General features: G+C 41.5%; 25 protein-coding genes. 3 read left to right on the top strand and 22 right to left on the bottom strand.

What is annotated here, in order from left to right; genetic code table 11:
- Positions 1–7: 7 nt before the first annotated feature.
- From rodZ to trmJ, 15 genes are all read right to left on the bottom strand, one after another.
- Positions 8–1,057, bottom strand: coding sequence for a cytoskeleton protein RodZ (rodZ, locus tag BTO08_RS01645; RefSeq protein ID WP_105059617.1), 1,050 nt, complete (start codon positions 1,055–1,057; stop codon positions 8–10).
- Positions 1,047–1,805: a type IV pilus biogenesis/stability protein PilW gene (gene pilW, locus BTO08_RS01640; protein WP_045084279.1), complete on the bottom strand. Its 759-nt coding sequence runs from the start codon at positions 1,803–1,805 to the stop codon at positions 1,047–1,049. Before pilW ends, rodZ begins: the two co-directional genes overlap by 11 nt.
- A 56-nt stretch (positions 1,806–1,861) precedes the next feature.
- Positions 1,862–2,983, bottom strand: a complete 1,122-nt coding sequence (locus BTO08_RS01635; RefSeq protein WP_045148230.1) for a bifunctional tRNA (adenosine(37)-C2)-methyltransferase TrmG/ribosomal RNA large subunit methyltransferase RlmN — start codon at positions 2,981–2,983, stop codon at positions 1,862–1,864.
- Positions 2,984–3,253: 270 nt separating this feature from the next.
- Positions 3,254–3,685, bottom strand: a complete 432-nt coding sequence (gene ndk, locus BTO08_RS01630; protein ID WP_005369284.1) for a nucleoside-diphosphate kinase — start codon at positions 3,683–3,685, stop codon at positions 3,254–3,256.
- Positions 3,686–3,749: 64 nt separating this feature from the next.
- Positions 3,750–5,027 carry an aminopeptidase PepB gene (gene pepB / locus BTO08_RS01625; RefSeq protein ID WP_105059616.1) on the bottom strand — a complete coding sequence of 426 codons (1,278 nt, stop codon included), beginning with the start codon at positions 5,025–5,027 and terminating at the stop codon, positions 3,750–3,752.
- A 78-nt stretch (positions 5,028–5,105) separates the two neighbouring features.
- The gene (gene pepB, locus BTO08_RS01620) at positions 5,106–6,389 is read right to left on the bottom strand and encodes an aminopeptidase PepB (protein ID WP_105059615.1); all 1,284 of its coding nucleotides are present in this window, start codon (positions 6,387–6,389) and stop codon (positions 5,106–5,108) included.
- 187 nt (positions 6,390–6,576) lie between these two features.
- Complete coding sequence (gene iscX, locus BTO08_RS01615) at positions 6,577–6,780, bottom strand: Fe-S cluster assembly protein IscX (RefSeq protein WP_105059614.1); 204 nt, start codon at positions 6,778–6,780, stop codon at positions 6,577–6,579.
- 87 nt (positions 6,781–6,867) lie between these two features.
- Positions 6,868–7,209, bottom strand: coding sequence for an ISC system 2Fe-2S type ferredoxin (gene fdx / locus BTO08_RS01610; protein ID WP_005369292.1), 342 nt, complete (start codon positions 7,207–7,209; stop codon positions 6,868–6,870).
- Between the two features lie 2 nt (positions 7,210–7,211).
- On the bottom strand, positions 7,212–9,065 hold the full coding sequence (hscA, locus tag BTO08_RS01605; RefSeq protein ID WP_105059613.1) for a Fe-S protein assembly chaperone HscA: 1,854 nt from the start codon (positions 9,063–9,065) through the stop codon (positions 7,212–7,214).
- A 33-nt stretch (positions 9,066–9,098) separates the two neighbouring features.
- A complete protein-coding gene (gene hscB / locus BTO08_RS01600; protein WP_105061293.1) occupies positions 9,099–9,614 on the bottom strand; it encodes a co-chaperone HscB in 516 nt (171 codons plus the stop codon).
- Between the two features lie 86 nt (positions 9,615–9,700).
- The gene (gene iscA / locus BTO08_RS01595) at positions 9,701–10,024 is read right to left on the bottom strand and encodes an iron-sulfur cluster assembly protein IscA (RefSeq protein ID WP_005369297.1); all 324 of its coding nucleotides are present in this window, start codon (positions 10,022–10,024) and stop codon (positions 9,701–9,703) included.
- Positions 10,025–10,042: 18 nt separating this feature from the next.
- Positions 10,043–10,429: a Fe-S cluster assembly scaffold IscU gene (gene iscU / locus BTO08_RS01590; RefSeq protein WP_006646316.1), complete on the bottom strand. Its 387-nt coding sequence runs from the start codon at positions 10,427–10,429 to the stop codon at positions 10,043–10,045.
- 33 nt (positions 10,430–10,462) lie between these two features.
- Complete coding sequence (locus BTO08_RS01585) at positions 10,463–11,677, bottom strand: IscS subfamily cysteine desulfurase (RefSeq protein WP_105059612.1); 1,215 nt, start codon at positions 11,675–11,677, stop codon at positions 10,463–10,465.
- Between the two features lie 31 nt (positions 11,678–11,708).
- Positions 11,709–12,224 carry a Fe-S cluster assembly transcriptional regulator IscR gene (gene iscR, locus BTO08_RS01580; RefSeq protein WP_105061292.1) on the bottom strand — a complete coding sequence of 172 codons (516 nt, stop codon included), beginning with the start codon at positions 12,222–12,224 and terminating at the stop codon, positions 11,709–11,711.
- A gap of 110 nt (positions 12,225–12,334) precedes the next feature.
- Positions 12,335–13,075, bottom strand: coding sequence for a tRNA (cytosine(32)/uridine(32)-2'-O)-methyltransferase TrmJ (gene trmJ / locus BTO08_RS01575; protein ID WP_105059611.1), 741 nt, complete (start codon positions 13,073–13,075; stop codon positions 12,335–12,337).
- A gap of 285 nt (positions 13,076–13,360) precedes the next feature.
- On the opposite strand from trmJ, the gene suhB reads away from it, so the two are divergent.
- Positions 13,361–14,161 carry an inositol-1-monophosphatase gene (gene suhB / locus BTO08_RS01570; protein ID WP_105059610.1) on the top strand — a complete coding sequence of 267 codons (801 nt, stop codon included), beginning with the start codon at positions 13,361–13,363 and terminating at the stop codon, positions 14,159–14,161.
- Positions 14,162–14,308: 147 nt separating this feature from the next.
- A complete protein-coding gene (locus tag BTO08_RS01565; protein WP_105059609.1) occupies positions 14,309–15,241 on the top strand; it encodes a VirK/YbjX family protein in 933 nt (310 codons plus the stop codon).
- A 49-nt stretch (positions 15,242–15,290) separates the two neighbouring features.
- Here the strand turns inward: BTO08_RS01565 and secF are convergent, their stop codons facing one another.
- The 5 genes from secF to queA all read right to left on the bottom strand — a co-directional run bounded on the left by secF (position 15,291) and on the right by queA (position 20,972).
- Positions 15,291–16,238 (bottom strand): protein translocase subunit SecF, encoded by a 948-nt coding sequence (gene secF, locus BTO08_RS01560; protein WP_045084286.1) that lies wholly within the window; start codon positions 16,236–16,238, stop codon positions 15,291–15,293.
- A gap of 12 nt (positions 16,239–16,250) precedes the next feature.
- On the bottom strand, positions 16,251–18,104 hold the full coding sequence (secD, locus tag BTO08_RS01555; protein WP_105059608.1) for a protein translocase subunit SecD: 1,854 nt from the start codon (positions 18,102–18,104) through the stop codon (positions 16,251–16,253).
- 33 nt (positions 18,105–18,137) lie between these two features.
- Complete coding sequence (yajC, locus tag BTO08_RS01550) at positions 18,138–18,473, bottom strand: preprotein translocase subunit YajC (protein WP_005369316.1); 336 nt, start codon at positions 18,471–18,473, stop codon at positions 18,138–18,140.
- A gap of 16 nt (positions 18,474–18,489) precedes the next feature.
- Positions 18,490–19,617: a tRNA guanosine(34) transglycosylase Tgt gene (gene tgt, locus BTO08_RS01545; RefSeq protein WP_005369317.1), complete on the bottom strand. Its 1,128-nt coding sequence runs from the start codon at positions 19,615–19,617 to the stop codon at positions 18,490–18,492.
- A 302-nt stretch (positions 19,618–19,919) separates the two neighbouring features.
- Positions 19,920–20,972, bottom strand: coding sequence for a tRNA preQ1(34) S-adenosylmethionine ribosyltransferase-isomerase QueA (gene queA / locus BTO08_RS01540; RefSeq protein WP_105059607.1), 1,053 nt, complete (start codon positions 20,970–20,972; stop codon positions 19,920–19,922).
- A 274-nt stretch (positions 20,973–21,246) separates the two neighbouring features.
- Here queA and BTO08_RS01535 point away from each other — a divergent pair, with 274 nt between their 5' ends.
- Entirely contained in the window at positions 21,247–21,714 is a 468-nt protein-coding gene (locus BTO08_RS01535) for a CBS domain-containing protein (RefSeq protein WP_045152137.1), read from the top strand.
- A gap of 148 nt (positions 21,715–21,862) precedes the next feature.
- Here the strand turns inward: BTO08_RS01535 and aceA are convergent, their stop codons facing one another.
- The gene (gene aceA, locus BTO08_RS01530; RefSeq protein WP_005369322.1) at positions 21,863–23,170 is read right to left on the bottom strand and encodes an isocitrate lyase; all 1,308 of its coding nucleotides are present in this window, start codon (positions 23,168–23,170) and stop codon (positions 21,863–21,865) included.
- A 133-nt stretch (positions 23,171–23,303) separates the two neighbouring features.
- Positions 23,304–24,917 (bottom strand): malate synthase A, encoded by a 1,614-nt coding sequence (aceB, locus tag BTO08_RS01525; protein ID WP_105059606.1) that lies wholly within the window; start codon positions 24,915–24,917, stop codon positions 23,304–23,306.
- Between the last annotated feature and the right edge of the window lie 188 nt (positions 24,918–25,105).

Here is a 25,105-nt window from a genome sequence, read left to right as displayed (position 1 = left end):
CTCTACATTACTGCGGTAGCTTAAGTGTTACTGGTTTAGACGCAGGGTAACGACTTAAATCAAAAGGTTGGCCTTTAATGTTAATTTTAACGGCACTAGGTGCGCCAAGTCGAACACGAAATGGAGCTTTACCTTCTAAATCTAATACTTGACCAGCTTTCTTGATACCAGACTCTAATCGTTTACCCGTTGCATCACGAACATCTATCCAACAATCAGCTGAAAACTTTAACTGTAACTGTGGTGCAGTTGCATCAACAACAGGTGTTGTATTAGCTGTTGTTGATGCATTTGCAGTAGCATCAGTGGCTGTTGATACTGATGTTGAGGCTGTTGCAGCATTCTCAGCTGGTGTTGTTGACGCTTCAGCTGTTGTACCCGTTGCAGCCGTCGATACGCTTGTTGGAGATGAATCTGTCGCAGCATCAGCAGATGTTGTAGATGCAGCGTTTTTTTGTTCAGTACTAGTTGGTGCTGAGTGATCAACATCAGTATCAACCGTTGCTGGTTGAGTAGCACTGATTGATGCATCATCACCATTTAAAGTTGTAACTATCGTTTCATCAGACCCCTGCTCTTGCTTTTCATGAGCAACCGTTTGATCTGCTGTAGTTGTTGTCGCTACTGGCGCTTGTTCTAAATGAATATTTTGCCACCACCAAACAGCGGTTACACCAACAAAAACAGCAGCAAGAATCCATGTTAATCCCATAATGCGACTATCATGTGCTTCACGTTTCGTTCGACGTGAAAAGCTTTGCATTTCTTGAGCTTTTGGCTTGGTGTGTCCACATTTGTCAAGTAAGGCTAGTACAGCTTCTTCTTCCAAGCCGACATATTTTGCATATGAACGCACATAGCCACGCGTAAACGTGGCTAATTGGGCTTGATCAAATCGATTGTTTTCTATGTTATCAATAACAGAAAGTCGCAACCTCAAACGGTTCGCAATGTCCTTTTGTGAATAGCCTAGTTGCTCTCGAGCTTGACGGAGTACGTCACCTGGAAGCAGTGTTCCTTCTGTTATTTTTTGTTCTTCATTATTTTCAGTATTCATTGGCCAAATAATTCTGATATTGCAGAGAGTCTGGGTATTTCTCTTTCAGCAAAATAGCGTATTTTTTTGACTGCGTTAAACGTCCAGCTTGTCTTTCCAACTGAATGAGCAACCACAAACTGTCTGCTGTGTACCCATATCTCTTATTAAATTTGAATAACTGTACGCGAGCATCTTTAAAATTGTTAGATTCAATTTCAACTTGCGCCAGTTGCAACATAGATCTCGGTCGGTACGGGTCATGGGAAAGCGCATTTTCAAAATAACCCGTCGCTGCTTCTAAATTACCTTGCTTACGACTACATAAGCCTGCATTTTCATAACTTGCCGAAATCAGATAATAATAAGGTTGTTCTATCGCTTTAACAAAAGCGGCAATGGCTTCATCGTAACGCCCTTCACTACACAAGAATACACCATAGTTATTCAAAACATCGCCATTTTTAGGTGAATGTTTTAATGCTTTTCGGTACATTTTCTCTGCAGCGTCTTTTTCGCCAACTTTTTGATAATAATAAGCCATCGAAATTTGTGCACGGTAGTAATCAGGATCATACCTTAATGCTATTTCCAAATTTTCTCGTGCACGCTCCCACTGGCCATCTTTTAAATAGTTTAGCCCGAGGTTCAATCTCGCTTCTGAGGCAGCTTTGGCATCAAATTCTTTACCATTATCTACCACATCAACTGTGGCACAGCCCGTAAATAATAGGCATGACAACAGTGGATATACGCTCCATCGTACCATTTTCGCTCACCTCAACATCCATGTGAAATTGCGCAGTTATTTATAGTAGTCTGTTTTTAGACCGCTTTTACTGCAATTTGTTCACCCGTATTTAATTTTGCTTGGGTACGCTTAGTACGGTCAATAACATCCCCTACTAACTGACCACAAGCCGCATCAATATCATCACCACGTGTCTTACGAACCGTTACTGTGAAATCGTATTCCATCAGTGTTTTCATAAAACGATCAATACGAGAGTTACTTGGCTTTTTATATGGTGAGCCAGGGTACGGGTTAAACGGAATTAAGTTAATTTTTGCTGGCGTATCTTTTAATACTTTCGCTAATTGACGAGCATGCTCCATGTCATCATTAACATGATCTAACAGTACGTATTCTACCGTTACTCGACCACGATTCGCATTCGTTGAATTCACATAACGGCGAACAACATCCAAAAATGTTTCAATATTCCAACGATCATTGATTGGCATGATTTGAGAGCGCAGCTCATCCGTTGGTGCATGCAATGAAATAGCTAAAGCAACATCAATCGTATCAATCATTTGCTCAAGGCCAGATACAACACCCGAGGTTGAAACTGTAACGCGACGCTTAGATAAACCAAAACCTAAATCATCAAGCATAATTTCTAATGCAGGGATCAGGTTTTTCATGTTCAATAATGGCTCACCCATTCCCATCATTACGATGTTGGTGATTGGACGACGACCCGTGTCTTTTTGAATACCGACTTCTTTTGCAGCACGCCATACCTGACCAATAATTTCTGATACACGTAAGTTACGGTTGAAGCCTTGTTGTGCTGTTGAACAGAATTTACATTCTAATGCACAGCCAACTTGTGAAGAAACACACAAAGTCGCACGATCTTCATCAGGAATATAGACGGTTTCAACATCTTGATCGCCAACACGCATCGCCCATTTAATCGTACCATCCGTTGAATACTGAGCTTCTGATACATGCGGCGCACGAATTTCAGCGACACGCTTTAATTTTTCACGTAACTTTTTATTAATATTGGTCATTTGATCGAAGTCATCACAACCGAAATGATAAATCCATTTCATGATCTGATCTGCGCGGAATGGCTTCTCATTAAGTTCTTCGGCAAAGTATTTACGCAGACCTTTGCGATCGAAATCCAGCAGATTGATTTTGACAGTTGTCATCGGTTGGTGCCTCACTAAAAATGACTATTGCTGCGCCTAAATAACCAAGCTCTATCGATGGCTTAGTTATCTCGGGTTTAAGGCGCGAAATTGTACAGCCTTTATGGCATGGTTTCCACACCTAGACTCTAAGGTTATTTTAGTGTTGCCGATTTCAAAACGCCACATACAACAACGGGAAGCCAATGCTTCCCGTTAATAATATGATTAACCTAATTTTTCAATGTGTCGCATTAGTGCCTTTCACTGAATTCTATTAGAGTTAAACCTTTATTCACCTCGTGGGCAAATTTCATCTTCAGCAAAGAAATATGCAATTTCGCGAGCGGCAGATTCTGGACTATCTGAACCATGTACCGAGTTATGACGCATACTTAATGCAAAGTCACTACGAATAGTGCCACAAGCCGCTTCTTCAGGATTAGTTTTACCCATTAGTTCACGATAACGTGTGATAGCATTTTCACCTTCAAGTACCTGAACCATGACAGGACCTGATGTCATAAATGCCACTAAATCATCAAAGAAAGGTTTACCTTCATGCTCAGCATAAAAACCTTGTGCTTTCGCACTGTCTAAATGCAACATTTTAGCCGCAACAATATTCAAACCCGCATTTTCAAAGCGCTGATAGATTGCACCAATCAAATTACGTTTAACCGCATCAGGTTTTACTATTGAGAAAGTTCTTTCGATTGTCATTATTATATTTTCCTTTTGAGTCTTATTGCTTTCTGCGAGCCAAAAACAAATTCATGAATTTAAGTTACAGCAACAAACCTGCGATATTAGCAAGACCTAACCCTGTAGCGCCAGCGGCCCAGCGAGAATCTCCGCCATCTCGGAAACATGCCGCTAAATCAAAATGAATCCAACGACTATTTTCGGTGTCAACAAAACGGGACAAAAACGCTGCTGCATTGGATGCGCCTCCCATACCACCTCCTTTTTGTACACGACTATTCGCAGTGTCAGCATAAGGTGACGGGCAATATTCTTGGTGCCATTTTTCTAACGGTAATGGCCATGCTGGCTCATTGACTAGATCGGATAACTGCTGTGCTTGTTGTAATAATGGCTTATCTAAACCAAAAATTGCATTATAGTCACTACCTACTGCAACCATTGCAGCGCCTGTTAACGTCGCTGCATCAATGATCAGTGGTGCGCCTGTCGCAGAAGCTGCAATTAAACCATCAGCTAACACTAAGCGCCCTTCAGCATCTGTGTTAACTATTTCAACCGTAACACCATTTTTATAACTTAGCACATCACCAAGCTTATAAGCGTTACCTGATACGAGGTTTTCAGCACAGCATAGGATCAACTTCACACGTTGACGTAGTCCTTGCTCTATCGCATAACCTAACGCCGCAGTAACCGTAGCAGCTCCCCCCATATCGCACTTCATCGCAACCATGCCTGCGCTAGGTTTTAAACTGTAACCACCTGAATCAAAGGTGATCCCTTTACCAACTAAACAAGCCGATACTGGCGCTTCAGGATCGCCAGTGGGATTATAATCCACTTCAAGCATGACTGGAGGTCGCACACTACCGCGCCCAACATTGTATATTCCTACCCAACCATCAGCTAATAGTTCATCGCCCACAATTTGTTGTGCATGAATATTGTCACCACCGATTTTTTTTAGAAAACTGGTTGCTTCATGGGCTAACTTTTCAGGTGACATCTCTTCAGGTGTCGCGTTAACTGTTTTACGTAGCCAGTCAGAGCAATGACGACGAGCATTTAACAGCTCGAGTTCATCTTCATCGATAGAGGCCCATTGAATTTCTACTGGTGTAATAGTTGCAGCAAAACCACAGTAAAACGCCCATTGACGCTCATAATTCCAACCGTCACCTACTAAACGCACAGCTTGTGCACCTTGTGATTGAATTTGACGACCAGCCTGCTGAATACGACGTAATGGAAAATCACTTCGATAATGAACTGTAGCGCTATCTGACTGATAGCTTAGTAACGAATTTAATCCCCAAGGACCGTTAGATTCTTCAGTTGATAAATAAACATTGAGCATGATGAAGTCTTCCTTTCTAATTCTGATAATGCAAAAAGCCTTCTTATCGTAAGAAGGCTTTTAATATTGAAACGGAACTTATTTAGTTAGGATGTTTGCAAGTGTTCTTACACCCATGCCGGTTGCACCTGCTGACCATTGATCATTAGCACTTTTACGGAAGGTACCGCTGGCATCAATGTGCATCCAGCCTTTTTTATAATCATCAACGAAGTAAGATAGGAATGCTGCTGCAGTACTTGCACCAGGCATAAAATCGCCACTTGAGATATTAGCAAGATCGGCATAATTTGATGGCAACATGTTACGGTGAAGATCAGCTAGTGGTAATGGCCACATACCTTCATTTTCTTCTGCCGCTGCTGTTAATGCTGTATGAGACAATTCCGCATCAAAGCTTAGTAACGCGTGGTAATCATTACCAAGCGCCATTTTGGCTGCGCCTGTTAATGTTGCACAATCAATCACTAATTCAGGATTTTGGCTGTTCGCGTAAATTAAGCCATCAGCTAAGACTAAACGTCCTTCTGCATCGGTATTTAAAATCTCAACTGTCGTACCGTTTTTATACTTAATGATATCGCCGAGTTTTAATGCACGACCTGAGATCATATTTTCAGCACAACATAGCACCAGTTTAATACGCTTGTTTAAGCCGCGCGCCATCGCCAATGCTAAACCACCTGTCGCTAATGCTGCACCACCCATATCGGCTTTCATCGCAGTCATACCAGCCGAGGGTTTTATACTGTAGCCACCGGAATCAAATGTGATCCCTTTACCAACTAAACAAGCAAACACTGGCGCATCAGCATCACCCGTTGGATTGTAATCTAGACGAAGCATCGCTGGACGATGTTCGGAGCCACGGCCTACAGCATGAATACCGTTCCAACCTTCATCCAATAAGTCATTACCTTTGATGATCTTATAAGTCACATGTTCTGGTGCTAACGATTTAATAAATTCACCAGCACGTGTCGCTAACTGTGACGGGCGCACAACATCTGCTGGCTGGTTAATAATTTCACGTACCCACTCAGTCGCTTTGATTCGAGCTTGTAATTCTGCTTCATCAGTCTCATTTAACGCCGACCAAACTACACTGTTGCCAGGCTTAGATGCACGATGTCCTTGGATAAATGCCCACGTTCGATCTAAATCCCAACCTTCACCTGAAAGTTCTACCTGTTTGATACCCTGCGTATCTAAACGACGGGCTGCACGTTGGATATTAGCAAGTTGCTCATTTTCCATTAAATGAATAACAGCACCTTCAGCATTAAAGCTAAGTAAGGCATTGACACCCCATTGTGCATTCGCTGCTTGTTGAGTGAGAGAAACAGCCATGATAGTCGACATTAAAAACTCCTTGAATGTAGCAACTGCGCAGTGTTAAACAAATACATGCGTTATAGATAAATAGTTATGGGGGTAAAGTACGCTGATTGCAATTAGATTTAAAATATTAATCTACGAATAAAAACAAAAAAAGCACCTAATTCAATTGTTTCTACAATCAATTAGATGCTTACTCTATTGCGTCAGTTTATTCTTCCGCTTCTTCAATCCAACACATTTGAATGGCTTCTAACACCCTTTCACTACAGTGGGTAGGATCATCATCAAAATCATCCAATGCTAGAACCCATTCATTAAGATCAGTAAAGCGAATTATTTTTGGATCAACATCAGGATGCTGTTCACATAACTCAATAGCAATATCGAGCGAATCAATCCATTTTAAGCTCATCAAAATACCTTCTTATATATTGATAGATAAACTAATAATAACGCTGAGATAAAAAAAAAGGCTACCTAATGGCAACCTTTTTTATAATTAGTGCGCTGCCTCAGAGGCAAGATTTAGCGTATAACGTGGAATTTCAACCACTAAATCTTCATCAGCGACTCGAGCCTGACAACCTAGACGTGATTCAGGCTCTAGCCCCCATGCTTTATCAAGCATGTCATCTTCTAGTTCATCACTTTCATTTAATGAATCAAAACCTTCACGAATCACAACGTGACACGTAGTACATGCACAAGACTTTTCACACGCATGTTCAATTCCAATACCATTACGTAGTGCAACATCAAGGACTGTCTCACCTGACTCTGCTTCTAATACTGCACCTTCAGGGCATAGCTCTTCGTGGGGAAGTACAACAATCTTAGGCATGCTTAAACCTCATCAATAGATTGGCCAGCCAATGCTTGACGAATAGACTTATCCATTCGACGAGAAGCAAATTCTTGGCTCGCTTTATCTGTTTTCTTAATTCCAGCTTCAATAGCGCGAGAATCTGATCCCTGACGCAATTGAACTAGTTCCATCATTACTGTTTCTAATTCGGCACGCTCTTGTGTGCTCAATAAGGTATCACCATCAGCGGCAAGTGCTGCGATTAACCCTTCTAAAACACGATCTGCTTCCACTTGCTGTTCTGCCAATGCACGTGCATCTTTATCATCTTGTGCATAGGTCATTGAATCACGAAGCATAGTCGCAATTTCATCTTCAGATAAGCCATAAGATGGTTTAACTTGGATAGAAGACTGTACGCCACTACTCTTTTCCATTGCTGTTACTGACAATAAACCATCAGCATCAACTTGGTAAGTGACACGAATATGAGCAGCACCCGCAGCCATCGCAGGAATACCACGTAGGGTAAATCGTGCTAGTGAACGACAATCACTCACCATTTCACGCTCACCTTGTACAACGTGAACGGACATTGCCGTTTGACCATCTTTAAAAGTGGTAAACTCTTGTGCACGAGCAACAGGAATCGTCGTATTACGAGGAATAATTTTCTCAATCATGCCTCCCATCGTTTCAATACCTAGTGACAGCGGGATCACATCAAGCAATAACATATCAGAATCAGGCTTATTACCTACCAGAATGTCAGCTTGAATCGCAGCACCAATCGCAACAACTTTATCAGGGTCGATAGAGGTTAACGGTGTTTTACCGAAGTAATCACCGACCATATCCCGAACCAATGGTACGCGTGTTGAACCACCAACCATCACTGTTTCAATGACTTCATCAGTTGTTATATCTGCATCTTTTAATGCACGGCGACACGCCATTAGTGTTTTTTTCACTAATGGTTGAATAAGTGCATCGAACTGCTCACGGCTAATCTGACCTTGCCAACCTAAGACATCAAGCTCAACACTATCTGCATCAGTCAACGCCACTTTTGCCGCTTGTGCCGTGTCTTGTAGCGCACGACGTTGCTGCGCTGAAAGCACCTCAGTGTAACCCGCTTGCTCTAAGATCCACGTTGCTAACAAGTGATCAAAGTCATCACCACCTAATGCCGAATCACCGCCCGTCGCTAATACCTCAAATACACCTTTAGAAAGACGTAAAATAGAAATATCAAACGTACCACCACCTAAATCGTAGACGGCTATCACACCTTCTTGACCTGAGTCTAAGCCATAGGCAATCGCGGCAGCTGTTGGTTCATTAAGTAAACGAAGCACATTGAGGTTAGCTAATTTCGCTGCATCTTTTGTACCCGCACGTTGCGCATCATCAAAATAAGCAGGGACCGTAATCACCACACCTTCAAGATCACCACCCAGCGTATCAACCGCACGTTGACTTAATGATTTAAGAATTTCAGCAGAAACCTGAATAGGGTTTACATTGCCACTACGCGTAATAAGCTGAGGTAATCCATTATCCGATGCTTCAAATTGGTATGGTAGTTGCGGATAACGTTGCTCAATATCAGCCAGTGAACGTCCCATTAGACGTTTAACTGATAGAATCGTGTTGGTTGGATCTTGTTGAGCGAAAACGCGGGCTGCATCACCGGTTAGGACTTCATTGTCACCGAAATGAACAACAGAAGGCAAAATCGCACGCCCCTCTGCATCATTTAATGTTTCTGCAACGCCACTGCGAACTGCAGCAACAAGTGAATTAGTTGTACCTAGATCTATACCCACCGCCAACTTATGTTGATGTGGTGCAGCACTTTGACCCGGTTCAGCAATCTGTAACAGTGCCATTGTCATTCCTATCTAAATAACGCATGTGGATGATTAATCGAATAGCGACTCTTCAAGGCGCTCAACTTCATCACGCAATTTTACAATAAACTTTAATTTTCGTACGCAATCAGCCGCTTCGAGCCATTGTTCATTATTCAATAACTCAGCAAGTTGCGCCAATTGTTCTTTATACATCGCAGAAGCTTGCTGCTCAAAATCAAATAACGCACTTTCAGGATCGGATGAATCAGGAATCGCTTCTAATGCTTCACGCAGTTCCATTTGCTGCATTAAAAAAGCCATATCTTGCAGGGTTTTTTGTTCACCACGAATATCTTCATCACGCTCAGCCAACATGTACTCGGCACGTGATACCGGATTTTTTAACGTTTGAAATGCATCGTTAATTTGCGCAGCTTTTTGAACTGACAACAAACGGTCACGTTCTGACGCTGTCGCATAATTATCAGGATGAAAACGACGCTGTAGTTCTCGAAACTGACTGGCAAGAAGGCTGTTATCCAATTCAAACTGGAAAGGTAACCCGAATAATTCGAAATGATTCATATTATGACCATCAATAAAAATTAAACCTGACAACTAACTCGCCAAAGACGATTAGCAGTCAGGTTCAACTGAAACACTAAAAACGTTTATACGTTGAAGCTTTCGCCACAACCACATTCGCTAGACACGTTAGGGTTGTTAAATTGAAAACCTTCATTTAGGCCTTCTTTGGCAAAATCTAATTCAGTTCCATCAAGGTAAACTAAACTTTTTGCATCAACGATAATTTTAACGCCTTTTTCATCGAAGACTTGATCCCCTTCATCGAGTTCATCTACAAACTCAAGGATATAAGCCATTCCAGAACATCCTGAAGTGCGAACACCTAGTCGTAAACCAAGGCCTTTGCCGCGATTGGCTAAAAAAGTCGATACGCGACTTGCTGCCGCTTCAGTGATAGTAATGGCCATACAACAAACCTCAGAAAGTTATTTTTGCTCGTGTTTCTTTTTATAATCGCTAACTGCCGCTTTAATTGCATCTTCTGCAAGGATTGAGCAGTGAACTTTAACCGGTGGCAACTCAAGTTCTTCAGCAATAGCAGAGTTCTTGATTGATGCGGCTTCATCTAATGTTTTACCTTTAACCCACTCAGTGATAAGTGAACTAGAAGCAATTGCAGAACCACAACCGTAGGTTTTGAATTTTGCATCTTCGATAATGCCTTCTTCAGTTACTTTGATCTGAAGTTTCATTACATCGCCACATGCTGGTGCACCCACCATGCCGCTACCTACATTTTGATCATCTTTGTCAAATGAACCCACGTTACGCGGATTTTCATAATGATCGATGACTTTTTCACTATATGCCATGATAAATTTCCTCGAAAACAGTCTAACCGCAGATTAGTGGTGCGCCCACTCAACTGTGTTTAAATCAATACCTTCTTTATGCATATCCCAAAGTGGTGACATTTCGCGTAGTTTATCTACGGCACCTTTAATTTGAGCGGCTGCATAATCAATTTCTTCTTCCGTCGTAAAACGACCAAATGAGAAACGAATAGAGCTATGTGCTAGTTCATCATTAAGACCTAATGCACGAAGTACATAAGAAGGCTCTAGACTTGCTGATGTACACGCTGAACCTGATGATACAGCAAGGTCTTTCAATGCCATTAACAATGATTCGCCTTCAACGAAAGCAAAACTAATATTTAAATTATGAGGTACACGTTGCTCTAAATCACCGTTAATAGACATTTCTTCAATGCCTTCTAAACGCATTAACAGACGGTCACGTAATTTAAGCGCGTGTTGATAATCTTGGTCCATTTCTTCTTTCGCGATACGGAATGCTTCACCCATACCCACGATTTGATGCGTTGGTAATGTTCCAGAGCGGAAACCACGCTCGTGACCACCACCATGCATTTGCGCTTCTAAGCGAATACGTGGTTTACGACGAACGTACAGGGCACCAATACCTTTAGGACCGTAAGCTTTGTGCGCAGAGAAAGAAATGATATCAACTTTCATTGCTTGTACATCAATCGGTAGTTTACCCGCTGATTGTGCTGCGTCTACGTGAAATACCGTTTTATTTTCACGGCAAAGCTCACCGATTGCTGCGATATCTTGAACAACACCAATCTCATTGTTCACGTGCATAATTGAAACTAGAACTGTGTCTTCACGCATAGCATCGCGTAGCTTAGCTAAATCAATAAGACCGTTAGATTCAGGCTCAAGGTATGTTACCTCAAAACCTTCACGTTCTAGTTGACGACATGGGTCAAGAACCGCTTTATGTTCTGTTTTACAGGTAATAACGTGCTTACCTTTTTTACTATAGAAGTGTGCAGCACCTTTAATCGCTAGATTATCAGATTCCGTTGCACCAGAGGTAAATACAATCTCACGTGGATCTGCATTTACTAAATCAGCGATATGTTCACGAGCAGTATCTACTGCTTCTTCTGCCTGCCAACCATAACGGTGAGAGCGAGATGCTGGGTTACCGAAGTTACCTTCCATAGTTAAGCACTGCATCATTTTCTCGGCAACGCGAGGATCTACAGGGCAAGTAGCTGAGTAATCAAAATATATTGGCAGTTTCATTTTCTTCTCCGAAAACACGAACGTCTGGTCTCTAGGAGCGGACATCGACACCTATTGTGGCGCTGTCGTGTGATTTTTTATGTCCAAAAGATGCTTTTGCATTTCCCTGCAGGATTTCATCCTGACGATCAGAAATACTTTGTACATCATTATCTTTCATCAACTCACCAAGAGTGATGTTATTTAAAAAGCCGCTAATGCGATCGCTTAAGTCATGCCATAACGTATGAGTTAGACAACGAGTACCACCTTGGCAGTCCCCTTTTCCATGACACTTGGTTGCATCAACTGATTCATCAACTGCTGCGATCACCATTCCAACAGCAATATCAGATGCTTCTTCGCCTAAACGGTATCCACCGCCTGGACCTCGTACACTTGTTACTAAACCAGCTTTGCGAAGACGCGAAAATAATTGTTCTAAGTAAGATAGTGATATTCCTTGACGCTCTGAAATATCCGCCAATGGAACGGGGCCATTGTGCGAGTGTAATGCAACATCTAACATTGCTGTTACCGCGTATCTTCCCTTTGAAGTCAACTTCATAACACTGCTACCTGCTTGAATATTTAAAGCAAGCATCTCATAACCTACTAAATTGGTCAAGTATTTACCCGACTGTTTAAGTAGGTTATTAGTCCTTTAGAATTATGTGGCTATTTTCCGCTCTTTTCCAGCGTTTCTATCGTCTTTTCTACTGACGACAAAATGCCGCGTAAAATATTCAGTTCTTGCTGCTCTGGGCGAGCACGAGTGAATAAACGGCGTAGTTTAGCCATTACTACACCAGGATGATTTTTATTTATGAAGCGGGTTTGACGAGTGACTTTTTCGAGGTGCTCATAAAACATTTCCAGCTCTTGAGCGCGAGGATATTCTTCAACTTCCGTTTTACCCGTATACTTTTGAGAATCTAAATAAGCCATACGGACTTCATAACTTACTGTTTGTACCGCCATCGCTAGATTTAATGAGCTATATTCAGGGTTCGCTGGGATATATACATGGCAATGACACTTTTGTAATTCTTCATTAGTTAACCCTGTACGCTCACGACCAAAAAGAATAGCGACCGGATGCTGATTAGATTCTGCAACCACTTTAATACCATTCTCTCGCGGATCTAATTGTGGCCACTCAAGAGTACGAGAGCGTGCACTTGAACCAACAACAAAACCACAATCTGCAACCGCTTCATCTAATGTTTTTACGATTTTTGCGTTTTCGACAACATCAGCAGCGCCTGCCGCCAATGCAATAGTGTGGCTGTCAATTTCACAAGCTGGATCAACTAATACCAGATTGGTTAAACCCATAACTTTCATTGCACGTGCAGCTGAACCAATATTACCTGGATGTGACGTACCAACAAGAACAACGCGAATTTTATCTAACATGATGAAGCAACATTCCAACAATTAACTAAAGCTGACAGATTTTAGCACAGCCATAATAAAAATGGTGAAAACATGTGTTTTTGATACCAGTAATTATCTATTACTGCTATTCAATAATCAGATGACGATAATCAACACTATTTATTAGTAAGTTACACGTAATATCTAGCAAAAGCGCACACTATAGTCGGAACAATGCCGAAAAAATAACCACTTCCTTTTTTTTTTAGCTCTGTTATACTCGCCGCCGCTTTTTAGTTCTTTAACATCCGTTGGGAAGATCCTATGCATCCGATGCTTAATATTGCCATTCGCGCTGTGCGAAAGGCTGGTGACCATGTCATTAAATCTCTAGAAAAGCCTCAATCTATTGAGGTTGCTAATAAAGGTAATGATGTTGTTACCAATATCGATCATGAAGCAGAAGCTATCATCATCGAAACAATCCTTAAGGCTTACCCTGATCACTGCATCATTGCAGCTGAGTCTGGTAACAAAGAAGGACGTGACAAAGAGTGTCAATGGATTATCGACCCAGTGGATGGCACCATGAACTTCGTTCGCGGTTACCCTCACTTTGCAGTATCAGTTGCACTACGTATGCGTGGTCGCACTGAAGTTGCTGCTGTTTACGATCCTGTACGTAACGAATTATTCACTGCGACTCGCGGTGCAGGCGCTCAGCTTAACAGCCAGCGTGTCCGTTCATCACAACCTCGTGATCTAACAGGAACTGTTTTAGCAACAGGTCTTCCTTTTGCCGCTAAACAGCATGCTGAAAGCTACCTAAAAATCCAAAATGCATTATTTGCAGACTGTGATGACATGCGTCAATCAGGCTCTACTGCATTGGATCTTTGCTACTTAGCTGCAGGTCGTGTTGACGGTGTATTCAAGCTAGGTCAAAAGCCTTGGGAACTTGCTGCTGGCGAACTAATCGCTCGCGAATCTGGTGCTATCTGTGCTGACTTTACTGGTAACACTAACTACCTAACATCTGGCAACATTGTTGCTGGTAATGCACGTGTAGTTAAGCCAATGCTTGCAAAAATCCGTGAATTCGGTAGTGACGCATTAGCAAAATAATCCACTGATTATCCAGTAAGATTAAAAAAACGCCCTGCTGTTATACAGCAGGGCGTTTTGTTTTATAACAATATAATAATAAAACAATATCATAATTAAACAACGTGCATTACAATTACTAAAAAGCATTACAAATACTAAATAAGCATGAATAAGACATTATCACTTTATCAACTTTCTAAAACTGTCTATCCTGAGCATCTAGAAGAAAAATATAATCCGCTATGGCTTTATCGCCTCAAGTTTCTAGCTCGGGGGCTTTTCTATAAGTCTGCATTAACACAACTTGTTAATGGGATAGACCAAACATTGCTCGAAGCTCTATGTACGAAGCATAACCGCTTTATTGAAAAACCTTTTCGCCCGTATATAACAAACTCTGCAACTGCCAATCAACGTGTTGACTATATCACTAATCATTATCGTTTCATGACTCAGGTACTTCCTCAAGAAACCTGTAAGCAAATATTCACTAATGATAAAGGGTTACAACTTGTCTCTTTTGTTGTGGATGAAGAAGAGTACTCATTAAATCTTACCTTTGATGGTCGCTTTCAAAAAGAAGGGGATTTGAGCCTAGTCCTTTTTGATGCTCAAGGGCATAATTTCTATACCGTTACCTTTGTGATAAATGACACAGGCGCTGAACGTCACCTTATTATTGGCGGAATACAAGGGCCTGCGAGCAGTGATGAAAATAACCTAAAAATAAAAAAACTAACAAAAACACTTCATGGTCAACGCCCTAAAGATATGATGATAAAAATCATGACCTTTATCGCTAATTGTTGGCACGTTGATCGTTTACTGGCAATAAAAACAGAATCGCACTCTTATTGTGTGGCACGTTATAAGTCAAAAAGGTACGGAAACTCTCGAATAAAAACAGATTATAACCGCCATTGGGAAGCCCTTGGTGGGATAAATTATGATCATCATTTTTATCAACTTCCTACTGAAGATGTACGTCGAAATCCTGAAGATATATCACGCCCTAAACGCGCAATGTATCGACGTCGTTATGAATGGCTGGATCAAACAAAAAATACACTTGCTGATATTCTTGAATTAAAGAAATAAAAAAAGGACCGCAAGCGGTCCTCTATCATTCTGAACTTATGCCAACCGATTATGGTATAGCATCAAGCTCTTCACCTTCTTTTTCTACTGGCGTTGGCATTAAGTGCTCACGGGTAATTCCCAATTTAAGCGCTAATGCTGATGCTACGTAAATAGAAGAATAAGTACCAATCGTGATACCAATCAGAAGTGCTAATGCAAATCCATGGATCATTGATCCGCCCTGAGCGAAGAGCGCAATAACAACAAACAAGGTTGTACCGGATGTAATTAAGGTACGACTTAATGTTTGCGAAATTGAACAATTCATTATTTCAGCAGGACTTCCTTTACGCATTTTGCGGAAGTTTTCACGAATACGGTCAAATACAACGATAGTATCGTTAAGTGAGTAACCAACTACTGTTAGTAATGCCGCAACAATCGTTAGATCAACCTCTACTTGTAGCACAGAGAAAATACCAACAGTAATGATGATATCATGTGCTAACGACAACACTGCACCAGCCGCTAAACGCCATTCAAAACGCAGTGATACGTAAAGTAAGATACACAACAAAGCGATTAAAATAGCCATGCCGCCGGCTTCTGCTAGTTCATCACCAACATTAGGACCGACAAACTCAATACGGCGCATTTCAACCGACTGTGCAGTACCGTCTTTTAGTGCATCAAGGATTTGGTTACCAAGTACTTCACCTTTAACACCTTCTCGAGGCTGTAAACGCACCATCACATCACGCGCAGTACCGAAGTTCTGCACAACGGCATCACCAAATCCCGCTTTCTCTAACGATTCACGTATCAAAGGTAAATTAGCAGGCTCTTTAAAGCTAACTTCGATCAGCGTTCCGCCTGTAAAATCTAAGCCCCAATTTAGACCTTTGGTCGAGATAGTGGCAATCGATCCCATGATCATTATCAATGAAAAGATAAAGGCAAACTTTGACCAACGCATAAAGTCGACGACTTTGTTCGCATTCAATAACTCTCTCATCTCTGCGACTCCTTAAATCGACAACTTATCTACGCGCTTACCGCCATAGATCAAGTTAACAACGGCACGTGTGCCAATAATTGCAGTGAACATCGACGTTAAAATACCGATCGATAATGTCACAGCAAAACCTTTAATTGCCCCCGTACCCACAGCGAACAAAATAATTGCTGTAATTAGGGTTGTGATGTTTGCATCTGCAATCGTGCTAAAGGCATTTCCATAACCTTGTTGAATTGCCTGTTGCGGGCTACGCCCTTCACGAAGCTCTTCTCGAATACGTTCAAAAATAAGCACGTTGGCATCAACCGCCATACCGACAGTCAGTACGATACCGGCAATACCCGGTAAGGTCATGGTAGCACCAGGGATCATCGACATGATGCCGATAATAAGCACTAAGTTCATTATCAATGCTAAGTTAGCAATCATGCCAAATCCACGGTAGTAAAGTAGCGTAAATAGCATTACAGCAACCATACCCCAGATACATGCTTGTACACCCATATCAATGTTTTGCTGACCCATAGATGGACCAATCGTACGCTCTTCAACTATCGATATTGGCGCAATCAATGCACCTGCACGTAATAGCAATGATAAGTTGTGCGCTTCAGCTTGAGAGTCGATACCTGTAATACGGAAGCTTCGGCCAAGTGCAGATTGAATCGTTGCTTGGTTTATCACTTCTTCGTGTTTAGTCAGGATAACTTTCCCTTCAGGCGTTCGCTTACCACTGTCTTTATATTCAGTGAAAACCGTTGCCATCAGCTTACCGATATTATTTTTCGAGAAAGCCGTCATCTTGCTACCACCTTCGGTATCTAGCGAGATGTTAACTTGTGGACGACCATATTCATCCGCACTCGAACTTGAATCCGTAATATGTGAACCAGCAAGAATGACACGTTTTTTTAGTACCGCAGGACGGCCATCACGGGTCATTTTTACTTCACTGCCAGCAGGAACACGTCCAGCCGCAGCGGCAGCTAAATCAGCCTCACTATCAACTTCGCGGAATTCAAGCGTTGCTGTCGCACCTAAAATTTCTTTTGCACGTGCCGTATCTTGAACACCAGGAAGCTCTACCACTATACGGTTTGCGCCTTGGCGCTGTACTAATGGCTCAGCAACACCGAGTTCATTTACACGATTACGTAAAATGGTGATGTTTTGATCGACGGCATAATTGCGAATTTCCTGTAAACGTTCTTCAGTAAACTTCGCCGTTAATACATAACGACCATTGATTTTACTGGTTGTGAACAGCATATCAGGATGCAATTTTTCTAACGCGAGTTCAGCTTGTTCCAATTGCGCTTCATCACGAAGACGAACTTGAACACTGTCTTTTGTTTTACTGATTGCACGGTAACGAATTTTTTCTTCACGCAGCTCAGTACGGAATGTTTCTTCTTGTTGGCCAAGAAGTTTATCCATAGCGGCATCCATATCCACTTCCATTAAGAAGTGAACACCACCACGTAAATCAAGGCCCAATTTCATTGGTGATGCACCAATAGATTCAAGCCAAGAAGGAGTGGAAGCGGCAAGATTTAGTGCGACAACATAGTCATCACCTAACTCACTATTTAAGATATCGCGAGCACTGATTTGGGTATCAGTATCGTTAAAGCGGACAAGCACAGAGCCTTTTTCAAAAACAGCTGACTTGTATGGGATATTGTTCTTTTTTAAATCTTCGGTGACAGTATCCAAAGCGCTCATATTAACCGAGGCGCCACGCGCCCCGGTAATTTGAATCGCTGGATCTTCACCGTATACGTTAGGAAGTGCATAAAGCAAACCAATGATTAGTGCGAACAACACCATCAGGTTCTTCCACAGGGGGTATCGGTTAAGCACTGCTATGATCCTTCAAAGCGAATGTTTTTTATATTAAAGCGACTTCATTGTGCCTTTTGGTAAAACAGCAGTAATGAAATCTTTTTTAATTGTTACTTCCGTATTGTCGTTAAGTGCTAGAACGATGTAATCACTTTCAGCAGAAACTTTAGTGATACGGCCTAGTAGACCACCGTTCGTCATTACTTCATCACCTTTGCCCATCGAGCTCATTAGCGATTTGTGCTCTTTCACACGCTTAGCTTGTGGACGATAAATCATGAAGTAAAAAATAACAGCAAATAAACCAAGCATGATAAATAGCTGCATGCTTCCGCCCTGAGGGGCACCTTCTGCTGCTGCGTGTGCTTGTGAGATAAAGAAACTCATTTATAACGTCCTCGTTTTAAACATTTTGTAATGGTGGAACTTCACGGTCGCGACGCGCATAGAATTCTTCTACAAACGCATCGAAACGATCTTCTTCAATTGATTTACGAATACTTGCCATTAGGCGTTGGTAGTAACGTAAATTATGAATTGTATTTAAGCGTGCACCTAAGATTTCATTACATTTATCTAGATGGTACAAATACGCTTTAGAGTAGTTTTTACAAGTGTAACAGTCACAATGCGGATCTAAAGGCGTTGTGTCTGTTTTATGTTTCGCATTACGGATCTTGATCACACCGCCAGTCACAAATAGGTGACCATTACGGGCATTACGTGTTGGCATTACGCAATCGAACATATCAATACCGCGACGAACACCTTCCACTAAATCTTCTGGTTTACCTACACCCATAAGGTAGCGTGGCTTATCTTCTGGAAGTTGTGGACACGTGTGCTCAAGAATACGGTGCATGTCTTCTTTAGGCTCACCTACCGCTAAACCGCCTACCGCATAACCGTCAAAACCAATTTTGGTTAGACCTTCAACAGAAACATCACGAAGATCTTCGTATACACCACCTTGAACAATGCCAAATAGTGCATTTGGATTTTCTTGTTTATCAAAATGATTACGGCTGCGCTGTGCCCAACGTAGTGACATTTCCATCGACTTTTTCGCTTCGTCGTGTGTCGCTGGATATGGCGTACACTCGTCAAAAATCATTACGATATCAGAGCCAAGATCTTTTTGAATTTCCATCGACTTTTCAGCGTCCATGAAAATCTTGTCACCATTAACAGGGTTACGGAAGTGAACCCCCTCTTCAGTGATTTTACGTAAAGAGCCAAGGCTAAATACTTGGAAACCGCCTGAATCGGTAAGGATCGGACCTTGCCATTGCATAAAGTCATGTAAATCACCATGTAATTTCATCACTTCTTGACCAGGACGTAACCATAGGTGGAACGTGTTACCCAGTAAGATTTGAGCACCCGTATCTTTAACTTCTTCAGGTGTCATACCTTTAACAGTACCGTAAGTACCTACCGGCATAAACGCAGGTGTTTCTACCGTACCACGTTCAAACTGCAAACGACCACGACGAGCGCGGCCTTGCGTTTTATCTAATTCAAATTTCACAAAACCTCCAAAAGCCAGAGAAACAATCTGACGTATTTCCCATTACAGGACCTAGCCCCACAGGCAAGCGCCTGATCAGCCACAAAAAACAATCACAATATATAGATATATGATTGCCGACTGCGCCTTAATTCATCAAACCATATTGGCAATGACAACCTAAAGCGTAGCGGAAGAACGTAACGTTGTGACTGGCTTAATATCATTGAATTTATACTATGCTACAGACACAACAAAGGCTGCAATTGTAACAAAAAGCAGCCTCAATCTTTTCTCGATCAAAAATGTATACCAATTAAGCCTTATACATCTTTACGAGTAATAAACATTGAATCGCCATAACTAAAGAAGCGGTATTTATTGGCTACTGCTTCATGATAGGCATTCATGGTGTTTTCATAACCAGCAAAAGCACTAACTAACATAATTAATGTTGATTCTGGTAAGTGGAAATTGGTAATTAACGCATCCACGAGTTGGAACTGATACCCCGGGTAAATAAAGATCTCAGTATCACCAAAAAACGGCTTAAATTCAGTACCATTTTTTAAGGCATCTTGTGCGGCACTTTCTAATGAACGTACAGATGTCGTCCCCACAGCAATAATTCGTCCGCCATTTGCACGTGTTTCATTAACAGCAGTAACAACCTCTTCAGGAACTTCAACATATTCAGAGTGCATGTGGTGATCATTGATATCATCAACACGCACAGGCTGGAACGTACCAGCGCCGACATGCAGAGTTACAAAAGCAAAATTAACACCTTTTGCTTTTAGATCTGCCATTAGCTTATCGTCAAAATGTAAGCCTGCTGTTGGTGCAGCTACCGCACCAGGCTTTGCATTATATACTGTTTGGTAGCGCTCTTTATCAGCATCTTCATCTGGGCGATCAATATAAGGAGGCAACGGCATATGACCCACTGCATCTAAGATCTCCAGCACTGTTTTATCGCTATTAAAACGAATTTCAAACAATGCATCATGACGGGCAACCATTTCAGCTGAAAACTCACCATTTTCACCCAGTAATAATTCATTACCTGGTTTCGGCGGCTTAGAGGCACGAACATGCGCTAAAATAGATTTTTCATCAAGCATACGCTCAACTAAAACTTCAATTTTACCACCTGAAGCTTTATGTCCAAACATACGCGCAGGGATCACACGAGTATTATTAAATACAAGTAAATCACCAGCTTGTACAAGATCGAGCACATCTTTAAAACCTTTATGTGCCAATTCACCCGTATTGCCCGTCATTTGTAATAAACGACTCGCGGTACGTTCAGGTTGAGGATAACGAGCAATCAGCTCATCTGGTAAGTCAAAATCAAAATCTGAAACTTGCATTGTATTACGCCCTAAATCACAGCAAGCGGGCATTATATACTTAACTTCCCTTAAGATGCGAAACCCAACTGTAATTTAGATCTCGTAATATGAGAATTTCTTTCATATCGTCTGAATTAAACACTCATCCCACCAAGGAATAAAGACCACAAATATTATATTGAAATATTTGATATTCATCATGCGTTCTAACAACATATTCCGATATATTGAAAAAAGATCAGCGAATAGAACCACCGTTCGCGACTTTTTGCAGTATTGCATGGAGGTTTATATGTTTACCGTTGCCGATATGATGACACCCCAACCGCGTACTTTGTCACGTAATGATACGTTGCTTGATGCGAAAGAAATGATGGATACTTTATCTATTCGCCATATACCGATCACCAACCACAACAATGAACTTATTGGGTTAGTAAGCCAGCGCGATATTTTGTCAGCCCAAGATTCCAATCTAAAATCAATTATTGAAAATCCACTATCTTCCCCACTTGATGTTTTAATTGAACAAGGCATGAAAACAAAAATAATGAGTGTGGATTATCGTGCAGGATTAAAAGAAGCAGCACTTTATATGCAAAAGCATAAAATAGGTTGCTTACCCGTGCTAAAGAATAAAAAGTTAGTGGGTATTATTACAGATAGTGATTTTGTATCAATTGCAATTTCACTGCTAGAAATGCAAGAAGAAGTCGACCCTATTGAACCGGATTTAGATACCCTTGATATTCTTGATTAATAAAAAAGGGGAGCATCATTGCTCCCCGATGATAACGTAATTAACAAATACTCGTATTATATGCGGCTTAATACATGAGTACTGTCGATAACAACACTGCTAGGATAGTCACTACTATAAACACGTTATCTTAAAACTGTTTTTACGTTTACTTAAACTGCTCTTCTTCTGTAGACCCAGTCAATGCGGTCACTGAAGAATTACCACCTTGAATAGTATTGGTCATGGTATCAAAGTACCCTGTTCCCACTTCTTGCTGGTGAGCAACAAAGGTATAACCTTTATCGGCCGCTTCAAACTCAGGGCGCTGAACTTTTTCAACGTAATGACGCATTCCTTCACCTTGCGCATAAGCATGGGCTAATTCAAACATGTTGAACCACATATTATGAATACCCGCTAATGTAATGAACTGGTACTTATAGCCCATGTCTGAAAGTTCTTGCTGGAATTTAGCAATGGTTTCAGCATCAAGGTTTTTCTCCCAGTTAAAAGAAGGTGAACAGTTATAAGCCAGTAGTTGATCTGGGTATTGTTCATGAATGGCTTCTGCAAACTTACGTGCTTCTTCTAAGCATGGCGTTGCTGTTTCACACCAAATTAAATCAGCGTAAGGCGCATACGCTAAGCCACGGGCAATAGCTTGATCAATCCCAGCACGAACACGGTAAAAGCCTTCTGAACTACGCTCTCCAATAATGAAATCTTTATCATAAGGATCGCAATCGGATGTTAATAAGTCTGCTGCATTGGCATCAGTACGAGCAATCACTAAAGTCGTTGTTCCCGCCACGTCAGCCGCAAGACGAGCTGCAACTAACTTTTGTACAGCTTCTTGTGTTGGTACTAGTACCTTGCCGCCCATATGACCACATTTTTTCACCGATGCTAATTGGTCTTCAAAGTGAACACCAGCTGCCCCTGCTTCAATCATGCTACGCATTAATTCATACGCATTTAATACGCCACCAAATCCAGCTTCTGCGTCAGCAACAATAGGTAAAAAGTAATCAACGCCATCTTCAGGAGTACCACCATTCGCCCACTGAATTTGATCTGCGCGACGGAACGAATTATTGATACGCTTAACAACCGCTGGTACTGAATCGACAGGATAGAGAGATTGATCAGGATACATGGTCGATGCGGTATTATTATCAGCCGCAACCTGCCAACCTGATAAATAAATCGCTTCAATACCAGCTTTTGCTTGTTGTACTGCCTGACCGCCAGTTAAAGCGCCAAGACAATTTACATAGCCTTTTTTGGCATCACCATTCACTAATTGCCATAATTTATCTGCACCACGCTGGGCAATCGTATTTGCAGGTGCAAATGAGCCGCGCAGGTTAATGACTTCTTCCGCAGTGTATGTGCGTTTAACATGTTTCCAACGTGGGTTTTCTGCCCAGTCTTTTTCAATTGCTTCGATTTGCTGTTGGCGTGTTAATGTCATAGTGGTATCCCTCGTCTCTGTCCGCATTAATCCGTTGGTATGATGGTCAATTGATATTACGTTCTAAGGTGGTTCTATTACTGCTTACCCTCAACTACCGCGGATCCTCAGTTTTACTCAAACGCGACTGCGTTTAATTCAAATATTCATAGCCATGAAGGGTTAAGAAATTATCTAACTCTTCACTTGTCGTTAGTTTTGCCATTAATGCTGCAGCTTCATCAAATCGCCCTTGCTTAAATCGCTCGTCACCGACCTCAGCTTCTACAACTCTCATTTCTTCTATTAGCATTTGCTCAAATAAAGCTTTAGTTACGACTTTACCGTTTGATAATGCTTTACCATGTTTAATCCATTGCCATATTGAAGCACGCGATATTTCAGCTGTTGCTGCATCTTCCATTAAGCCATAGATAGGTACACAGCCATTTCCGGAGATCCAAGCTTCGATATATTGCACCGCAACACGAATGTTATGACGCATCCCCTCTTCTGTGCGTTCACCATCACACGGTGCTAATAACTCATCGGCAGTAATCGGCGCATCGTCATCTCGGGTAATATCTAATTGATTTTTACGATCACCAAGTACCTGATCAAAGACTCCACAAGCGGTGTCAGCCAAACCTGGATGTGCAACCCATGTACCGTCATGACCATTACTCGCTTCAAGTGCTTTATCTGTTTGAATCTTATTAAGCACCCATGCTTGACGATCTACTTCTTTAGATGGAATAAAAGCAGCCATGCCTCCCATCGCAAATGCGCCACGACGGTGACAGGTTTTCACCAGTAAACGTGAATAAGCATTAAGAAACGGTTTTTCCATTGTTACAACTTGGCGATCTGGCAAGATACGATCGGGATACTGACGAAGTGTTTTAATGTAACTAAAGATATAATCCCAACGACCGCAATTAAGCCCAACAATGTGTTCTTTCAAACTAAAAAGAATTTCGTCCATTTCAAACACAGCAGGTAATGTTTCAATAAGTACCGTTGCTTTAATCGTTCCGCGCGTTAAACCGAATTCATCTTCGGTGTAACTAAATACATCACTCCACCATGCGGCTTCACGATATGCCTGTAGTTTTGGTAGGTAGAAATAAGGACCACTGCCTTTTTCTAACAATGCTTTTTGATTAAGGAAAAAGTATAAGGCAAAGTCTAATAGCGCCCCTGGGATGGGTTTTCCATTCCACAGAACATGTTTTTCTGGAAGGTGTAATCCCCTCACACGGCAGATTAATACTGCAGGATCATCAGCAAGTTGATAATGCTTACCAGTGTTGGGGTTGGTATAGCTAATCGTACCATTCACCGCATCCCGTAGATTACGCTGACCTTCAATAACTTCATTCCATGCAGGCGCGAAGGAATCCTCAAAGTCAGCCATAAACACTTTTACATTAGAGTTAAGTGCATTAATAACCATTTTACGATCGACTGGACCTGTTATTTCAACTCGTCGGTCTTGCAAATCTGCTGGAATATTCTGAATTTTCCATTCAGCTTGTCGAATAGATTCTGTTTCAGGATTGAAGTCGGGTAATTGCCCTTTATCTATCAGACATTGACGACGTTCTCTATCTTCTAGCAACAATGGAACACGTTCTGCAAAACGATCCACTAAACGTTCTAAGAAAAGCAAAGCGTCATCAGTTAGGATTTCACGCTGAGTTTCTGTTAACGGTTGCTGTAATGATAATTTCATTTGGTAATTAGATTGAACCGCTGTATCTGCCATAACGCCCCATCCTTGTAACTTAATCACTACTTTTATCAATAAGCCTCAAGAGCTTTTTAATACTGTTTATTTCTTAACTTTCCCTTTACGTTGCCGCAACATATAACAAAAAGCAAATTTCACCGTTTCTGATTAAAATCACAATAAAACGACAAAATTAAATTAAAACAAATAGTTAAAAAAATTAG

Origin of the sequence: Photobacterium angustum (genome assembly GCF_002954615.1) — a bacterium.
Lineage (GTDB): Bacteria > Pseudomonadota > Gammaproteobacteria > Enterobacterales > Vibrionaceae > Photobacterium > Photobacterium angustum_A.
This window is presented reverse-complemented; position numbering and strand designations above follow the sequence as displayed.

What these genes read in the sequence shown, in the direction of transcription:
- BTO08_RS01535 (WP_045152137.1), top strand. Translation starts at nt 21,247, where the DNA reads ATGTTTACCGTTGCCGATATGATGACACCCCAACCGCGTACTTTGTCA.
- yajC (WP_005369316.1), bottom strand. Translation starts at nt 18,473, where the DNA reads ATGAGTTTCTTTATCTCACAAGCACACGCAGCAGCAGAAGGTGCCCCT.
- pepB (WP_105059616.1), bottom strand. Translation starts at nt 5,027, where the DNA reads ATGCTCAATGTTTATTTATCAACTGAAGAATCTAACGGTCCTTGGGGA.
- rodZ (WP_105059617.1), bottom strand. Translation starts at nt 1,057, where the DNA reads ATGAATACTGAAAATAATGAAGAACAAAAAATAACAGAAGGAACACTG.
- queA (WP_105059607.1), bottom strand. Translation starts at nt 20,972, where the DNA reads ATGCAAGTTTCAGATTTTGATTTTGACTTACCAGATGAGCTGATTGCT.
- fdx (WP_005369292.1), bottom strand. Translation starts at nt 7,209, where the DNA reads ATGCCTAAGATTGTTGTACTTCCCCACGAAGAGCTATGCCCTGAAGGT.
- BTO08_RS01565 (WP_105059609.1), top strand. Translation starts at nt 14,309, where the DNA reads ATGAATAAGACATTATCACTTTATCAACTTTCTAAAACTGTCTATCCT.
- iscU (WP_006646316.1), bottom strand. Translation starts at nt 10,429, where the DNA reads ATGGCATATAGTGAAAAAGTCATCGATCATTATGAAAATCCGCGTAAC.
- iscA (WP_005369297.1), bottom strand. Translation starts at nt 10,024, where the DNA reads ATGGCCATTACTATCACTGAAGCGGCAGCAAGTCGCGTATCGACTTTT.
- suhB (WP_105059610.1), top strand. Translation starts at nt 13,361, where the DNA reads ATGCATCCGATGCTTAATATTGCCATTCGCGCTGTGCGAAAGGCTGGT.
- BTO08_RS01635 (WP_045148230.1), bottom strand. Translation starts at nt 2,983, where the DNA reads ATGACAACTGTCAAAATCAATCTGCTGGATTTCGATCGCAAAGGTCTG.
- ndk (WP_005369284.1), bottom strand. Translation starts at nt 3,685, where the DNA reads ATGACAATCGAAAGAACTTTCTCAATAGTAAAACCTGATGCGGTTAAA.
- iscR (WP_105061292.1), bottom strand. Translation starts at nt 12,224, where the DNA reads ATGAAGTTGACTTCAAAGGGAAGATACGCGGTAACAGCAATGTTAGAT.
- BTO08_RS01585 (WP_105059612.1), bottom strand. Translation starts at nt 11,677, where the DNA reads ATGAAACTGCCAATATATTTTGATTACTCAGCTACTTGCCCTGTAGAT.
- trmJ (WP_105059611.1), bottom strand. Translation starts at nt 13,075, where the DNA reads ATGTTAGATAAAATTCGCGTTGTTCTTGTTGGTACGTCACATCCAGGT.
- hscB (WP_105061293.1), bottom strand. Translation starts at nt 9,614, where the DNA reads ATGAATCATTTCGAATTATTCGGGTTACCTTTCCAGTTTGAATTGGAT.
- iscX (WP_105059614.1), bottom strand. Translation starts at nt 6,780, where the DNA reads ATGAGCTTAAAATGGATTGATTCGCTCGATATTGCTATTGAGTTATGT.
- pepB (WP_105059615.1), bottom strand. Translation starts at nt 6,389, where the DNA reads ATGTCGACTATCATGGCTGTTTCTCTCACTCAACAAGCAGCGAATGCA.
- hscA (WP_105059613.1), bottom strand. Translation starts at nt 9,065, where the DNA reads ATGGCACTGTTACAGATTGCTGAACCGGGTCAAAGTGCTGCACCACAT.
- aceB (WP_105059606.1), bottom strand. Translation starts at nt 24,917, where the DNA reads ATGGCAGATACAGCGGTTCAATCTAATTACCAAATGAAATTATCATTA.
- secF (WP_045084286.1), bottom strand. Translation starts at nt 16,238, where the DNA reads ATGAGAGAGTTATTGAATGCGAACAAAGTCGTCGACTTTATGCGTTGG.
- aceA (WP_005369322.1), bottom strand. Translation starts at nt 23,170, where the DNA reads ATGACATTAACACGCCAACAGCAAATCGAAGCAATTGAAAAAGACTGG.
- pilW (WP_045084279.1), bottom strand. Translation starts at nt 1,805, where the DNA reads ATGGTACGATGGAGCGTATATCCACTGTTGTCATGCCTATTATTTACG.